Raw genomic sequence first — 14,709 nt, 5'->3', positions numbered from 1 at the left:
GAACGCCGGCGGGGCGGTGAACGGGAGCGGGCACCGGCCCCCGCGCTACACGGTGGTGATCCCGACGATCGGCCGGCCCTGCCTCAACGACTGCCTGCGGGCGCTGGCCGCCGCCGGCGGCCCCGGACCCGTCCGGGTGGTCGTGGTCGACGACCGCCGCGGCGCCCCGCGCGCCCCGCTCCCGGTCGAGATCCCGGCGCCCCTGCGGCCCGTCACCTCGGTCGTGCCGGGCCGCGCCCGGGGACCGGCCGCGGCCCGCAACACCGGACTGCGGGTCGCCGGGCCCGTGCCCTGGGTCGTCTTCCTCGACGACGACGTGGTGCCCGGACCCACCTGGTGCGACGACCTGGCCCGCGACCTCGCCGCCGCCGGGCGCCGCACCGGCGGGGTCACCGCCCGTATCGACGTGCCGCTGCCCGCCGACCGCGCCCCCACCGACTGGGAGCGCAACACGGCAGGGCTGGCCACCGCCCGCTGGATCACGGCCGACATGGCCTACCGGCGGGAGGCGCTGGACGCCGTCGGCGGCTTCGACGAGCGCTTCCCCCGCGCCTTCCGCGAGGACGCCGACCTCGCGCTGCGCGTCCAGGCCGCCGGGTGGTCGCTGGCCGCCGGCACCCGTACGACCACCCATCCGGTGCGCCCGGCGGGCCGCTGGGTCTCCGTACGCGTCCAGGCGGGCAACGCCGACGACGTCCTCATGAACCGGCTGCACGGCCGCGACTGGTGGCGGCGCGCGGACGCGCCACGGGGGCGCCTGCCCCGCCACCTCGCGGTGACCGCCGCCGGCGCGGCCGCGGTCGCCTGCGCCGTGACGGCCAGGCCGGCCGCCGCCGCGGCCTGCGCCGCGCTGTGGCTGGCCGGGACCGCCGAGTTCGCCTGGGCCCGGATCGCGCCCGGACCGAGGACCCGCGACGAGATCGTCTCGATGGCGCTGACCAGCGTGGCCATCCCGCCGGTGGCGGCCTGGCACTGGCTGGGGGCGCAACTGCGGCACCGCGCCGCGCCGCCGCTCCGGCCGCCGCTGACGGCCGCCGCCCACGTCGCCGACCGGCCGGCCAGGGAGGCGGTGCTGCCATGAGCGGCCCCTTCGCGGCCGGGGCCGAGCAGGAGGGCCCCTGGCTGTTCCACGGTCCGGCCGCCACGCGCGCCGCGGCACTGCCGCCCGACGCCGTCGGCCTGCCGGACGCGGTCCTCTTCGACCGCGACGGCACCCTCGTGGTCGACGTGCCCTACAACGGCGACCCGGCGCGGGTGGTGCCGATGCCGTCCGCCGTGGAGGCGCTCGCCGCCGTGCGGGCGCTGGGGATACCGGTGGGCGTCGTCAGCAACCAGTCCGGCGTCGCCCGCGGGATACTGACGTACCGTCAAGTCGCGGCCGTGCAGCGCCGCGTCGACGCGTTCCTCGGACCGATCGACGTCTGGGCGGTCTGCCCCCACGGACCGGACGACGGCTGCCGCTGCCGCAAGCCCGCGCCCGGCCTGGTGCTCGCCGCCTGCGAACGGCTCGGCGTGTGCCCCGCGCGCACCGCCGTCATCGGCGACATCGGCTCCGACGTGGCCGCCGCGCTGGCCGCCGGCGCGCGCGGCGTCCTGGTGCCCACCCCGGCGACCCGTCCCGAGGAGATCGCCGCGGCCCCCGACACCGCCCCGGACCTGCTCCGGGCGGTCCGCCTCGTACTGGACCCCACCGCCCGCTGCCACCGCACGGCGGCCCCGCCGCTGCACCGTAGCGCCCCCGTACGGGGCGGCACCGCGTCCGAGCGGCCTCCGTCCGGGCACGCGGTCACCGTCCTCACCGCCGGGGCCGGTGCGCCGGGCGGCGGTACGTCCGTGACGGCGGCGGCCGACCCGGTGCGGTCCGGCGACGGCGTCGTGGTGGAGGAGGGGCGATGAGCAGGCGGCCCAGGACCCTGGTGGTACGGCTCGACAGCGCCGGTGACGTGCTCCTCGCCGGCCCCGCCGTGCGGGCCGTCGCCGCCGGCTCCTCGCACACGGCCCTGCTCTGCGGCCCGCACGGCGTGCACGCCGCCCAACTGCTGCCCGGCGTGGACGAGGTGCTGGTCCACGACGCGCCCTGGGTCGGCCTCGAGCCCGCGCCGGTGTCGTACGAGCAGACGGAGCGGCTGCTCGAGACGCTGCGGGCCGGACGGTACGACCGGGCCCTGGTCCTGGTGTCGTACCACCAGAGCCCGCTGCCGATCGCGCTGCTGCTCAAGCTCGCCGGCGTGGGCTGGACCGCCGCCGACAGCGAGGACTACCCGGGCGCGCTGCTCGACCTCAGGCACCGCAGGCAGCCGCACCGCCACGAGGCGCTGGCCGCTCTCGACCTCGCCCTGGACTCCGGCTTCGCCCTGCCGCCCGGCGACGACGGCTCGCTGCGGATCTCGTCGCCGCCCGGGACCGGGCACCTGACCGGACCCGAGCCGTACATCGTGCTGCACCCGGGCGCCGCCGTCCCCGCCCGCGCCTGGAGCGCCGACCGGGCCGCGCGCGCCGCGGCCGCCCTGTCGGCGGCCGGGCACCGGGTCGTGGTGACCGGCGGCCGGGCGGAGAAGGACCTGACCGCGGCGGTCGCGGCCGACCACGCGCTCGACCTCGGCGGCGCGACGGACCTCCACCAGCTCGCCGGTGTCCTCGCCGGGGCGCGGGTCGCCGTGGTCGGCAACACCGGCCCCGGCCACCTGGCCGCCGCCGTCGGCACGCCGGTCGTCTGCCTTTTTGCGCCCGTGGTGCCGGCCGAGCGCTGGCGCCCCTACAACGTGCCGCACGTGCTGCTGGGCGACCAGCACGCACAGTGCGCCGGCAGCAGGGCCCGCAGCTGTCCCGTCCCGGGGCACCCCTGCCTCGACGGCATCGGCAACGCCGAGGTGCTCGCCGCCGTGGCGGCCCTCGGCTCTGCCGCGGCCGAGACGAAGGAGCGAGGAGCGTGACGATGAACATCCTGCTGTGGCATGTGCACGGCTCCTGGACGACGGCGTTCGTGCAGGGCCCGCACACGTATCTCGTCCCGGTCACCCCCGACCGCGGCCCCGACGGGCTCGGCCGGGCCCGCACGTTCTCCTGGCCCGACTCGGTGCGCGAGGTGACGCCGGAGCAGCTGCGCGACGCCGCCGTCGACCTGGTCGTCCTGCAGCGGCCGCACGAGGCGGAACTCGCCGAGCGCTGGCTCGGCGGCCGGCGCCCAGGCCGCGACGTGCCCGCGGTCTACCTGGAGCACAACGCGCCGGACGGCGACGTGCCCGGCACCCGGCACCCCTGCGCGGACCGCGACGACCTCACCCTGGTCCACGTCACACACTTCAACCGGCTGTTCTGGGACAACGGGTCCACCCGCACGGAGGTCGTCGAGCACGGCATCGTCGACCCCGGCCACCTCTACAGTGGCCGGCTCGACCGCGCGGCGGTCGTCGTCAACGAGCCCGTCCGGCGCGGCCGTTACACCGGGACCGATCTGCTGCCCGCACTGGCGCAGGCCGTCCCGCTGGACGTCTTCGGCATGGGCACCGAAGGGCTCGCCGGACACCTCGGTCTGCCGGAGGACCGCTGCCGCACCGCCGATCTGCCCCAGCAGCAGCTGCACGGCGCCATGGCAGAGCGCCGGCTCTATCTGCACCCGGTCCGCTGGACCTCCCTGGGCCTGTCGCTGCTGGAGGCCATGCACCTGGGCATGCCGGTCGTCGCCCTCGCCACCACGGAGGCCGTCGAGGCGGTCCCCGAGGGCACCGGAACCCTGTCGACCCGCCCCGAGGTCCTCGCCGCCGCCGCCCGCCGGTATCTCCACGAACCGGAGGCCGCGGCGGAGGACGGCGCCCGGGCCCGCCAGGCGGCGCTGCGGCGCTACGGACTCAAACGCTTCCTCGACGACTGGGAGCGCCTGATGACGGAGGTGTGCACATGACCGAGCGCGACCTCATCGGCACGGAAGCGCTGTCCATCGCGCTCGTGTCCGAGCACGCGAGCCCGCTCGCCGCACTCGGCGGGGCGGACGCGGGCGGCCAGAACGTCCATGTCGCGCGCCTGGCGGGCGCACTCGCCGACCGCGGCCACCGGGTCACCGTCTACACGCGGCGCGACGCGCGGGACCTGCCCGACCTGGTGCCGCTGAGGCCGGGTGTCGACGTCCGCCATGTGCCCGCCGGACCGCCGGAGGCGATCCCGAAGGACGAGCTGCTGCCCCACATGCTCGGCTTCGGCCGCCATCTGGCGCGCGAGTGGCAGACCGTCCCGCCCGACGTGGTGCACTCCCACTTCTGGATGTCAGGTCTCGCCTCGCTGCACGCCGTACGGGAGTCAAGGCTGCCCCTGGTGCACACGTATCACGCGCTCGGGACGGTGAAGCGCCGTCACCAGCGGCACGCGGACACCAGCCCGCCGGCCCGGATCGCCTGCGAGAAGGAGGTCGGCGTCGGCTGCGACCGGATCATCGCCACCTGCCGCGACGAGGTCAGGGAGCTCGCCGCCATGGGCCTCTCCGCGGAACGGGTGGACGTCGTGCCGTGCGGCGTGGACACCGACGCGTTCACCCCGCGCGGGCCGGCCGCCGAGCGCGGCGCGTACCGTCACCGGCTGATCCAGGTCGGCCGGATCGTCCCGCGCAAGGGGGCGGCCGTCTCCGTCACCGCGCTGACCCGGCTGCCCGGCGTCGAACTCCTCGTGGTCGGCGGCCCGCCGGCCGGGCGGCTCGACGACGACCCGGAAGTGCGCCGGCTGCGCGACCTCGCGCACGGCCTCGGCGTCGCCGACCGGGTCCGCTTCACCGGAGCCGTCGCCGGCGAGGACGTCGCACCGCTGCTGCGCAGCGCCGACGTGGTGCTCTGCCCCGGCGACTACGAGCCGTTCGGGATCGTCCCGCTGGAGGCCATGGCGTGCGGCAGGCCCGTCGTCGCCACCGCCGTCGGCGGCCAGCTCGACACCGTCGCGGACCCCGCCACCGGGCGGCTCGTGCCGCCCCGCGACCCGGACGCGCTCGCCCGGGCCGTGGCCGACCTGCTCGCCGACCCGGCGGCTCGGGAGGCGTGCGGCGAGGCGGGACGGCGACGGGTGCTCGGCACGTACGGCTGGACGAAGGTCGCGGCCGCCACCGAGGCCGTGTACTTCGGCGTGCTCGCCGCCAGGCCCGCCCTGCAGCGGGCCCCCGGAGGGGCGTGGGCGACCGGCGTGATGTGACCGCCGGCAGGACCGCCGACGCCAACGAGACCGCGCAGCACCTACGTTCGAAGGAGGTGCGGGAACGGCCCCCGTCCCCCGGGACGCACGGCACGCCCCGACCAGCATGAACGAAGCACTTGCAAGCGAGGCCGCGCACCGGCACTGCCAGTCGCTCCAGGACGCCCTCGGCCGGTTCCGCCGGCAGAACCTGGGACAGCTCACCGCATGGGGCGGCCACCTCGCCGCGGTCCTCCCCGTCGGCGGGCGGCTGCTGGCCGCGGGCAACGGTGGCAGCGCGGCCCAGGCACAGCACCTGACCGCGGAACTCGTCGGCCGCTACCGGGACGAACGGCCCGCCCACTCGGCCGTCGCCCTGCACGCGGAGACGTCCAGCCTGACCGCCATCGGCAACGACTACGGCTTCGACCAGGTCTTCGCCCGGCAGGTCGAGGCGCACGGCCGCCCCGGCGACGTCCTCGTGCTGCTGTCCACGTCCGGCGGCAGCGCCAACCTCGTCAACGCGGCCAGGACGGGACGGGCGGCGGGACTGCAGGTGTGGGCGATGACCGGACCCGGCCCCAACCCGCTGGCGGAGGCCGCCGACGAGACGCTGTGCGTCGACGCGGACTCCACCGCCACGGTGCAGGAGGCGCACCTCGTCGCCGTCCATCTGCTCTGCGAGGTCTTCGACCTGGCGACCGCCGTACCCGCCGCACCCCCGGCGGCCGTACGGCGGGCCCCGGGAGCGGCCGCGACGCAGGCCGCCGTCGCCCGCCGGAGGCTGTCATGAGTGCCCGGGGAGGGCGGCGGACGCGGGGACCGCTGGTCGTCGTCGGGGACGTCCTGCTCGACGAGGACATCGAGGGCGTCGCCGACCGGCTCGCCCCGGACGCCCCCGCGCCGGTCGTGGACGTACGCAGCCAGCTGCGCCATCCCGGCGGCGCCGGACTCGCCGCCGCGCTGGCCGCCCGGTCGGGCCGTGAGGTGGTCCTCGTCACCGCGCTCGGCGACGACGCGGCGAGTGAGGCCGTACGGCGTGCGCTGCTCGGCCGGGTCCGGCTGGTGGAGGTGCCGCTGAACGGCACGCTGCCGGTCAAGACCCGGGTCATGGCGGGCGGTCGCCCGCTCGTGCGGATCGACCGCGGCGGCGGCACGCCCGGTGAGCCGGGCGACGCGGTGCGCGACGCGCTGGCCGGGGCGCACACCGTCCTCGTCGCCGACTACGGCCGCCACACGGTCAGCGCCGTACGGGAGCACCTGGCGCCCGCCGCCCGCCGGGTGCCGCTGGTGTGGGACCCGCACCCCAGGGGCGACACGCCCGTGCCCGGGGCCCGGATCGTCACCCCCAACGCGGCGGAGGTCTCTGCCCTGACCGCGGAACCGGCGTCCGGGACGGGCCGGTCGCTGCGGGACTTCGCCGAGCACGGCCGGGAACTCGCGGAACGCTGGCAGGCGGCGGCCGTCGCCGTCACCCTCGGCGACCGCGGCGTGCTGCTGACCCGGCCGGGCGACGGGACGCCGATGCTGGTCCCCGCCCCGTACCGGGCCGACGGCGACACCTGCGGCGCCGGCGACTGCTTCGCGGCGGCGACGGCCACCGAACTGGCCGACGGCGCCCTGCCGGAGGAGGCGGTGCAGCGGGCCGTCGCCCGTGCGGCGGCCTTCGTGGCGGCCGGCGGCGCGGGCAATCCGGGACTGTGGCGCACGGCGGGCCCGACCCACCCGGTGCGGGCCGTCGAGAACGACCCGTTCGAGCTGGCGGAACGCGTCCGGGCGCGGGGCGGCACGGTGGTCGCCACCGGCGGCTGCTTCGACCTGCTGCACGCCGGTCACGTCGGGCTGCTGGAGAGCGCCAGGCGCATCGGCGACTGCCTGATCGTGTGCGTCAACTCCGACGAGTCGATCGCCCGCCGCAAAGGTCCCGGCCGCCCGCTCACCCCGCTGCACGACCGGACCCGGGTGCTCGCGGGCCTGGGCAGTGTCGACGCAGTCGCCGTCTTCGAGGAGGACACCCCCGTCGCGCTGCTGAACCGGCTGCGGCCCGACGTGTGGGTGAAGGGTGGCGACTACGCCGTGGAGGAGCTTCCGGAGGCCGATGTCGTGCGCGCGTGGGGCGGACAGGCCGTCGTGCTGCCGTACCTCGACGGCCGCTCGACCACCCTGCTGGCCCGCCGCGCGGCCCAGGCGCAGGCCCAGGCCGCCGCCGCCCGGACCGCGTCCCCCTGACCCCCTGCCCACCGCCCCGCCGACCCCGCTGGAAGGAGACCGGGATGACCACGAGCGCGGAGCATCCGAGCGGCACCGAGCGGCCGCGGATCCTGGTGCTGCGGGCCCTGGGGCTCGGGGACCTGCTGAGCGCGGTCCCCGCGCTCCGCGCCCTGCGGCGCGGGCTCCCCGGACACGAGATCGTGCTGGCCGCGCCCGGGCGGCTCGCGACGGCCGCCGCGGCGACCGGACTGGTCGACCGGCTGCTGCCGGCCGCCGCCCCCGGCCGGGCCGTGCCCGCCGCGCTCGCCTGGACGGGCCCCGCGCCCGACCTCGCCGTCGATCTGCACGGCAGCGGCCCCGAGAGCCGCCGGCCGCTCGCCCGGCTCTGCCCCCGACGCCTGTACGCGTACGCGCAGCCGGACGGACCCGAGTGGCGGGACGACGAGCACGAACGGGAGCGCTGGTGCCGGCTGCTCGACCGGTACGGCCTGCCCGCCGACCCCGCCGACCTGCTCGTCCCCGCACCGGACACGCCCTCGCCCGCGCCCGGGGCCGTCGTCCTGCATCCGGGCGCGGACGCCGCGGCCCGCCGCTGGCCCGCCGAGCGGTTCGCGGCCGTGGCGCGTGCGCTGAGCCGCGCCGGGCACCGGGTCGTCGTGACGGCCGGGGCCGCGGAGGGCCGGCTCGCGGCAGAGGTGGCCGGACCGGCGGGGCTCCCACCGGACGCGGTCATCGGCGGGACGGGCGGCGACGTGCCGTTCGACGTGCTGACGGCCCTGGTCGCCCGGGCCCGCTGCGTGGTGGCGGGGGACACCGGCCTCGCCCACCTCGCGACCGCCCTCGGCACTCCGTCCGTCACCCTGTTCGGGCCCGTGGCGCCCCGTCTGTGGGGGCCGCCGCCCCGGCCGTACCACCGGGTGCTGTGGCACCCCGACCCCGACGACGCCCCCCGCCCCGGGGACGCCCACGGCGACCGTCCCGACGAGCGGCTGCTGCGCATCACCTCCGAGGAGGTGCTCGACGCGGTACGCGCGCTGCCCCCGTACCCGGGCGGGTACGGGGCCAGCGCGCGTACGGCTCAGGCCGCGGTCTCCAGTGCCGGCTGACCGGCCAGTGCGGGCTTCGCGGCCGGCACGGTCACCGGCTTCGTCGTACGGCGCTCGCGCAGTACGTATCCGGCCCCGATCGCGCCCGCGACCAGCAGGCCGCCGGTGACCAGGGCGCCGCGCGCACCGGCCAGCTCCATCAGCAGGCCCAGCGCCGGCGGCCCGGCGAGGCTCCACACCGTCCTGATGCTGCCCCAGACGCCCAGGACGCGTCCCCTCATGTGCGGAGGCGGATCGGTCTGGAGCACGGTCGTCCCCGCGGTGTCGGACACCGACTCCACGAGAGCCATCGGCAGCACCACGACCAGCAGCACCGCGAGGGACGGCGACAGGCCCGCGACGATCTGCAGCACACCGCCGGCTGCCGCTAGCAGGCCCACGAGCCGCACCGACGGCCTGCGCAGCCGGGCCCCGAACACCGCGCCGATGATGCCGCCGACGGCGAGCACGGTCGAGACGGTGCCGAACGCCCCCGCGCCGCCCGCGAGCGGTCCGACGACGAGCACGGCGAGGGTGAGCTGGTAGTTGCGTCCGAAGACGGCGCTGAGCCCGGTGATCCCGGCCAGCGCGACCAGCCGCGGCCGGCGCGCGAAGTACCGCAGGCCCTCCCGCATGCTCATGTCGTTCTCATCGGCCGTTTCGGCCGGCTTCCGTGCCTCGGCCTTCGAGGAGCGGGCGCGGACCGCCCGGGCCACCGGGCGCAGGAACGGAATGACGGCGGTGACGAAGAGGAACGAGACGCCGTTGGCCGCGTAGGCGGCGGCCGTGCCGAAGAAGCCGACGGTCACACCGGCGAGCGCCGCACCCGCCAGCCGGCCCGCGTTGTGCACCAGCGAACCCACCCCGATCGCGGAGGGCACGTCCTCCGTACGGACCAGGTCGTTGCCGAGCAGCGCACAGGCCGGGCCGTCGACGGTGGCGATGACGCCCGTCACAGCGGCCAGCGCCATCAGGACGCCCAGGTTCAGCTGGTCCATCGCCACCAGGAACGCCGTCAGGAACGCGACGGCACCGAGCAGCGCCTGGCTCACCGAGGCGGTCAGCTTGCGGGGCCAGCGGTCGACGGCGGCACCGCCCACCAGGCTCATCAGCAGGCCAGGCGCCGCCTGCACCGACATCGACAGTCCGGTCGCGGCGGCCGACCCGGTGATCTGCAGCACCAGCAGGTTCTGCACGGTGAGCTGCATCCAAGTACCGGCGTTGGAAACGAAGTTCGCGACGGACCACCAGCGCATGCTCGGGTACTTGAAGCAGCGCCAGGGGGAGTTGTCGCCCAGCAGGCGACGTGCGAGGCGGCCGGACGGGGCGGCCGCGGGGGCAGCGGAAGAGGAAGCAGGCACAGTGAGATCACTCGGGTGAGGAGCCCCCGGGGGACCCATGTGGCGGAACGCGGTGGAAGCTTGTGACGCCGGCTGCACTGCACGGCCGCTCCACCTCAATGGCGCTGACCATCGTGGCAGACGGCTCGGGACAAGTACTTCCACCCGTGCGTGCCCAGGACCCCGCCGGGCACCCGAACCCTTGTGCCGACTGGGATCGCGTACTTCTGGTGGGCTTGCTCACAGGCCCCCGGCCCGCCGGACGGCCCCCGTCCCAAGTGCCGTCCCCAGTTGCGCGCGTCACAGTGAGAAAGCACGAAGGCACCGAAGGGAAGGCAGACCATTGAACGGCGGAGTGCAGGTGGACCTCGACGGCAGGCAGGCCCTGGTGACCGGCGGCGCGCGTGGGCTCGGAGCCTCCATCACCCGCAGACTCGCGGGCGCCGGCGCGTCCGTACTCGTCGCGGACGTACGCCGCAACCTGGCGGAGGAGCTGTGCGAGCAGGTCGCGGCGGACGGGGGCAAGGCGGACTTCGTGCTGATGGACGTGCGGGACGCCGACGCGGTCGCCGACGTCTTCCGGGAGCTCGAGGAGGACGGCGGTCACATCGACATCCTGGTCAACAACGCGGCCGTCGACGTCTCCAAGCCGATCGAGCACCTGACGGCCGCGGAGGTGACCCGGGTGATCACCACCAACCTGCTCGGGCCGATGTTCCTCTGCCTGGAGACCTACCGCCGGATGGTCGCCCGTGGCGGCGGTCACATCGTCAACATCCTCTCCACCGCCGCGAACCGCACCTGGACCGAGGCGGGGCCCTACGCCGCCGGAAAGTCCGGGCTGCGCGCCTTCACCCACACGCTCTTCCAGGAGGCGCAGCGCGACTGCCCGGGGATCGGCGTCACCGGCGTCATCGCGGGCGGCATGGCCACCCCCTTCATCCTCGAACGCTTCCCGGACGCCGACCTCGGCATGCTGCAGAGCCCGGACATCGTGGCCGACACGGTCCTCTACGCCCTGTCCGTCCCGGACACCAGCGCGGTCTCCGAGCTGGTCGTCGTGCCCAGGAAGGAACCCTCATGGCCGTGACCCCCGACACCCTCGCGCCCACCCGCGTCGCCGTCGTCACCGGCTCCGACTCCGGCATCGGACGCGCCACGGCCGTCCGGCTCGCCGAAGCCGGCATGGACATCGGGATCACCTTCCACACGGACCGGGAGGGCGCCGAGGCCACGGCGGAGGAGGTACGCGCCCACGGGCGGCGCGCGGCCGTCGCCCACATGGACCTCACCGTCCTCCCGGACGCCGCGGACGTGATCGACGAGCTCGCCGGCGAGCTGGGCCGGCTCGACGTGCTCGTCAACAACGCGGGTACCGGCACCGCCACCCCGTTCCTCGATCTGGACCTCGGCACGGTCCGCCAGGTCGTCGACGTGGATCTCGTCGGCCCGTTCCTGTGCGGCCAGCGGGCGGCCCGCCGGATGATCGGCCAGGGCGGCGGAGGCCGGATCGTCAACGTCACCTCGGTCCACGAGCACCAGCCCCGGGTCGGCGCCGCGCCCTACTGCGCGGCCAAGGGCGGTCTCGGACTGCTCACCCAGGTGATGGCGCTCGAACTCGCCGAACACGGCATCACCGTCAACTCCGTCGCACCGGGCGAGATCGCGACGCCCATGACCGGCCAGGAGGACGAGGACCCCAGGGCGGCCGAGCGCCCCGGCATCCCGATACGCCGTCCCGGTGACGCGCGGGAGGTCGCCGCCGTGATCGCCTTCCTCGCCGGTTCGGACGCCGGCTACGTCACGGGGGCGTCGTGGTCCATCGACGGCGGGATGCTGCGCATGGGGCCCATGGCGGGCTCCCACCTCCAGGACGACTCCTGGCGCCGGCCCTGAGTCTTCCGGCCGGGCCGTGTTCCACGACGCCCTGTGAGGACCGCCCCCGCCCCCTCGTGCGGGGGCGGCCTCGTCAGGGGGTCTCGCGGCCGTCAGTCGGGGAGCGCGTTGGCCAGGGCCACGCCGCCGTACCAGAGGGCGCTGCGCTTGGGTGTGCGCCGCTGGGACTCGAAGTCCACGCGGACGACGCCGAAGCGCATCCCGTAGCCCTCGGCCCACTCGAAGTTGTCGAGCAGCGACCAGAGGAAGTAGCCCCGGACGTCGGCGCCCTCCTCGATGGCCCGGTGCACGGCGCGCAGATGGCCCTCGATGTACGCGGTGCGGTCCGCGTCCTCGATGCGGCCGTCGGCCTCGACGGTGTCGTCGAAGGCGGCGCCGTTCTCGGTGATGTACATCTTCAGCCCCGGGTGGTCCCGGTGGATACGCACGAGCTGGCGGCGCAGGCCGTCCTCGTCGATCTCCCAGCCGATGCCGGTCCTCGGCAGCCCGCGGTCGATGAAGCGCACGTCCTCCGCGCCCGGCCACGGGGAGGGCCCGTCCGGGGCGCCGCCTCCGGCGACCCGGTAGGAGGTGTAGTAGTTGACGCCGAGGAAGTCGACCGGCGCGCCGATGATCTTCTCGTCGGCGGTCTCGATGTGCCCGGTGCCGCACACCCGCTCGAAGTGCTCCCGCACATCCGCCGGATAGGAGCCCTCGACCACCGGGTCCAGGAAGAGGCGGTTCTGCAGCAGGTCGATCCGGTGGGCCGCGTCGAGGTCCGCGGTGCTCTCGGAGTCGGCGTCCACCGGGTAGAAGTTGAGCGTGATGCCCACCTCCGCGTCCGGCGCCGCCGCCGCGCGGATCGCGGGGACCGCGAGGCCGTGGCCGAGCAGCAGGTGGTGGGCGGCGCGCAGCGAACCGGCCGGGTCGACGGCACCGGGGGCGTGGATGCCGTTGCCGTATCCGAGGAAGGCCGCGCACCACGGCTCGTTGAGGGTGCCCCAGAGCTTCACCCGGTCGCCGAGCGACTCGCTCACCAGTTGCGCGTACTCGGCGAAGCGGAAGGCGGTGTCCCGGGTACGCCAGCCGCCTTCGTCCTCCAGCGCCTGGGGGAGGTCCCAGTGGTAGAGCGTGAGCGCGGGCTGGATGCCTTTCTCCAGCAGAGAGTCGACGAGCCTGCTGTAGAAGTCGAGGCCGCGCTGGTCGGCCGGGCCGCGGCCGTCCGGCTGGATGCGCGGCCAGGCGACGGAGAAGCGGTAACCGCCGACGCCGAGATCGGACATCAGGGCGACGTCCTGCTTGTACCGGTCGTAGTGGTCGGCGGCCACATCGCCGTTGTGGCCGTTCGCCACCTTGCCTGGAGTGTGCGAGAACGTGTCCCAGATCGACACTCCACGGCCGTCCCGGCCCGCCGCGCCCTCGATCTGGTACGCCGAGGTCGCCACTCCCCACAGGAATCCCGGTGGGAAGGACGCTGCGGCCTGCGGGCGCGCGAGCGCTGCGGGAACCGGATCGTTCTCTGCGGTCATCGTCATCCTCTGATCGGTCGATCGCCGGCGGCGGGCCGAGGGCCCGCGGCGGCCGGGCACGAACTTGGCGGGGCTGCTGAAAGCGCTCCCGCTCCGACGACCGGCAGCTCTGCGGCGGGGCAGGCGGAAGACCAGAGCTGCGTCAGCCGGAATGGGAGCGCTCCCATGAGATTCGGGCAGCCGGCGCGGGTTGTCAAGGGCCCGAGGTCCTGTCGCGGTCATTGACACGGGCCGTGCGAACCGCTTCATTGGTCCGCGGTGCCGCACCAGTGGTGCTCGACCCGCCATGCCCGTCGGGGCGCGGCGGGAACGAGTTGCGACCGGGGCGCGCCGCCCATGTGGGAGCGCTCCCGCATCCGGGTCCGCCGATCGTCCTGACCCGGTCGGTGGCCTCCTTGGCTGGGAGCGCTCCCGTTCGCAGCCCCGTCAGCCCCGTCCGCTCCGCACCGTCCCACCGTTCGGCGGTCACGGGCTCGCCGCACTACGGCCAGGTCGGGCAGTTCGACTGGGCCGAGGTCGCCACCGCGGGCACGCTCTCGCTGCTGACCGTCGCGGCCGACCTGCCCGCCGCCGACACCGCCAGGATGCGCGGCAACCTGACGGCGTTCGCGGACGCGGCCGTCACCACTTTGAACGGCGAGGGCTACCCCGCCCTCATCCCCGGCTCCAGGCAGTACCCGTGGGGCTCCAACTCGTACATCGTCAACCGGATGCTGCTCCTCGGCACCGCCCACGACCTGACCGACGACGTCCGCTATCTGAAGGCCATGCACCGCGGCATGGACTATCTGATGGGCGCCAACACCATGCGGCTGTCCTACGTGACCGGCTACGGCGAGTACGCGGAGACCGACCTGCACGACCGGCTCGCCTGGGGCGCGTACCCCGCCACCCCGTACCCGCGGGGCTGGCTGTCCGGCGGGCCCAACAACGAGAACATCAACGACCCGGCCACGCCCACCGGCCGGCCCGCCGCGAAGTCCTACGCGGGCCCCGGCACCGCGCCGGACGCCTGGGGCTCCAAGGAGAACACCATCAACTGGAACGCGCCGCTCGTGTGGACGGCGACGTATCTGGACCGCACCACGGACCGGCTGACGGCCGGTGAACCGGAGCCCGGCGCCTCCCTGTTGTCCCAGGGCAGGCCCGTGTCGGCGTCCTCGTCGGAGAACGGCGGGCTCACCCCGCAGCACGCCGTCGACGGCCGTGACGACACCCGCTGGAGCAGCGCCTTCCAGGACGACCAGTGGATCACCGTCGACCTGGGGACTTCCCGTTCCGTCTCCCGCGTGGTGCTCAAGTGGGAGGCGGCGTACGCGAGGTCGTTCCGGGTCCAGATCTCCGACGACCCGGACTTCCGCACCTCGACCGACCTGTACGCCACCTCCGCCGGCACGGGCGGCACCCAGTCGATCGACGTCTCTGGCCAGGGGCGCTACGTCCGCCTGCACGGCCGGACCCGCGCCACTCCGTACGGCATCTCGCTCTACGAGTTCCAGGTCTACGGGCGCTGACGGCCCG

At 75.4% G+C, this 14,709-nt stretch carries 13 protein-coding genes; 11 read left to right on the top strand and 2 right to left on the bottom strand.

Going from position 1 to position 14,709, the window contains the following annotated elements:
• Positions 1–16: 16 nt before the first annotated feature.
• The 8 genes from ACWD01_RS20215 to ACWD01_RS20180 all read left to right on the top strand — a co-directional run bounded on the left by ACWD01_RS20215 (position 17) and on the right by ACWD01_RS20180 (position 8,465).
• Positions 17–1,081 (top strand): glycosyltransferase family 2 protein, encoded by a 1,065-nt coding sequence (locus ACWD01_RS20215; RefSeq protein WP_451163707.1) that lies wholly within the window; start codon positions 17–19, stop codon positions 1,079–1,081.
• Positions 1,078–1,896: a D-glycero-alpha-D-manno-heptose-1,7-bisphosphate 7-phosphatase gene (locus ACWD01_RS20210; protein WP_451163657.1), complete on the top strand. Its 819-nt coding sequence runs from the start codon at positions 1,078–1,080 to the stop codon at positions 1,894–1,896. Before ACWD01_RS20215 ends, ACWD01_RS20210 begins: the two co-directional genes overlap by 4 nt.
• The gene (locus tag ACWD01_RS20205; RefSeq protein WP_451163655.1) at positions 1,893–2,933 is read left to right on the top strand and encodes a glycosyltransferase family 9 protein; all 1,041 of its coding nucleotides are present in this window, start codon (positions 1,893–1,895) and stop codon (positions 2,931–2,933) included. The genes ACWD01_RS20210 and ACWD01_RS20205 overlap by 4 nt, the downstream gene beginning before the upstream one ends.
• Before the next feature lie 2 nt (positions 2,934–2,935).
• Positions 2,936–3,901 (top strand): glycosyltransferase, encoded by a 966-nt coding sequence (locus ACWD01_RS20200; RefSeq protein ID WP_451163705.1) that lies wholly within the window; start codon positions 2,936–2,938, stop codon positions 3,899–3,901.
• Positions 3,898–5,169 carry a glycosyltransferase gene (locus tag ACWD01_RS20195; RefSeq protein ID WP_451163653.1) on the top strand — a complete coding sequence of 424 codons (1,272 nt, stop codon included), beginning with the start codon at positions 3,898–3,900 and terminating at the stop codon, positions 5,167–5,169. The genes ACWD01_RS20200 and ACWD01_RS20195 overlap by 4 nt, the downstream gene beginning before the upstream one ends.
• A gap of 106 nt (positions 5,170–5,275) precedes the next feature.
• The gene (locus ACWD01_RS20190; RefSeq protein WP_451163651.1) at positions 5,276–5,941 is read left to right on the top strand and encodes a D-sedoheptulose-7-phosphate isomerase; all 666 of its coding nucleotides are present in this window, start codon (positions 5,276–5,278) and stop codon (positions 5,939–5,941) included.
• Positions 5,938–7,377: a D-glycero-beta-D-manno-heptose 1-phosphate adenylyltransferase gene (rfaE2, locus tag ACWD01_RS20185; protein WP_451163649.1), complete on the top strand. Its 1,440-nt coding sequence runs from the start codon at positions 5,938–5,940 to the stop codon at positions 7,375–7,377. Before ACWD01_RS20190 ends, rfaE2 begins: the two co-directional genes overlap by 4 nt.
• A gap of 44 nt (positions 7,378–7,421) precedes the next feature.
• Positions 7,422–8,465, top strand: coding sequence for a glycosyltransferase family 9 protein (locus ACWD01_RS20180; protein WP_451163647.1), 1,044 nt, complete (start codon positions 7,422–7,424; stop codon positions 8,463–8,465).
• Here ACWD01_RS20180 and ACWD01_RS20175 read toward each other — a convergent pair.
• Complete coding sequence (locus ACWD01_RS20175; protein WP_451163703.1) at positions 8,438–9,700, bottom strand: MFS transporter; 1,263 nt, start codon at positions 9,698–9,700, stop codon at positions 8,438–8,440. The two genes, ACWD01_RS20180 and ACWD01_RS20175, sit on opposite strands and share 28 nt — an antisense overlap.
• 427 nt (positions 9,701–10,127) lie before the next feature.
• Between ACWD01_RS20175 and ACWD01_RS20170 the strand changes: the two genes are divergently transcribed.
• Both ACWD01_RS20170 and ACWD01_RS20165 read left to right on the top strand, forming a co-directional pair.
• Positions 10,128–10,874 carry an SDR family oxidoreductase gene (locus ACWD01_RS20170; RefSeq protein ID WP_451163645.1) on the top strand — a complete coding sequence of 249 codons (747 nt, stop codon included), beginning with the start codon at positions 10,128–10,130 and terminating at the stop codon, positions 10,872–10,874.
• The gene (locus tag ACWD01_RS20165; RefSeq protein ID WP_451163643.1) at positions 10,865–11,680 is read left to right on the top strand and encodes an SDR family oxidoreductase; all 816 of its coding nucleotides are present in this window, start codon (positions 10,865–10,867) and stop codon (positions 11,678–11,680) included. The genes ACWD01_RS20170 and ACWD01_RS20165 overlap by 10 nt, the downstream gene beginning before the upstream one ends.
• Before the next feature lie 92 nt (positions 11,681–11,772).
• Here ACWD01_RS20165 and ACWD01_RS20160 read toward each other — a convergent pair whose 3' ends face one another.
• Positions 11,773–13,188 (bottom strand): GH1 family beta-glucosidase, encoded by a 1,416-nt coding sequence (locus tag ACWD01_RS20160; protein WP_451163641.1) that lies wholly within the window; start codon positions 13,186–13,188, stop codon positions 11,773–11,775.
• A 395-nt stretch (positions 13,189–13,583) separates the two neighbouring features.
• On the opposite strand from ACWD01_RS20160, the gene ACWD01_RS20155 reads away from it, so the two are divergent.
• Entirely contained in the window at positions 13,584–14,702 is a 1,119-nt protein-coding gene (locus ACWD01_RS20155; protein ID WP_451163639.1) for a glycoside hydrolase family 9 protein, read from the top strand.
• Positions 14,703–14,709: the final 7 nt, after the last annotated feature.

Source organism: Streptomyces sp. NPDC002835 (assembly GCF_053591995.1).
Note: the sequence above shows the minus strand (reverse complement) of the source record. Positions and strands in the feature narration are given on the sequence as shown.

What these genes read in the sequence shown, in the direction of transcription:
- ACWD01_RS20165 (WP_451163643.1), top strand. Translation starts at nt 10,865, where the DNA reads ATGGCCGTGACCCCCGACACCCTCGCGCCCACCCGCGTCGCCGTCGTC.
- ACWD01_RS20160 (WP_451163641.1), bottom strand. Translation starts at nt 13,188, where the DNA reads ATGACCGCAGAGAACGATCCGGTTCCCGCAGCGCTCGCGCGCCCGCAG.
- ACWD01_RS20180 (WP_451163647.1), top strand. Translation starts at nt 7,422, where the DNA reads ATGACCACGAGCGCGGAGCATCCGAGCGGCACCGAGCGGCCGCGGATC.
- ACWD01_RS20205 (WP_451163655.1), top strand. Translation starts at nt 1,893, where the DNA reads ATGAGCAGGCGGCCCAGGACCCTGGTGGTACGGCTCGACAGCGCCGGT.
- ACWD01_RS20210 (WP_451163657.1), top strand. Translation starts at nt 1,078, where the DNA reads ATGAGCGGCCCCTTCGCGGCCGGGGCCGAGCAGGAGGGCCCCTGGCTG.
- ACWD01_RS20190 (WP_451163651.1), top strand. Translation starts at nt 5,276, where the DNA reads ATGAACGAAGCACTTGCAAGCGAGGCCGCGCACCGGCACTGCCAGTCG.
- ACWD01_RS20175 (WP_451163703.1), bottom strand. Translation starts at nt 9,700, where the DNA reads ATGCGCTGGTGGTCCGTCGCGAACTTCGTTTCCAACGCCGGTACTTGG.
- ACWD01_RS20195 (WP_451163653.1), top strand. Translation starts at nt 3,898, where the DNA reads ATGACCGAGCGCGACCTCATCGGCACGGAAGCGCTGTCCATCGCGCTC.
- ACWD01_RS20200 (WP_451163705.1), top strand. Translation starts at nt 2,936, where the DNA reads ATGAACATCCTGCTGTGGCATGTGCACGGCTCCTGGACGACGGCGTTC.
- rfaE2 (WP_451163649.1), top strand. Translation starts at nt 5,938, where the DNA reads ATGAGTGCCCGGGGAGGGCGGCGGACGCGGGGACCGCTGGTCGTCGTC.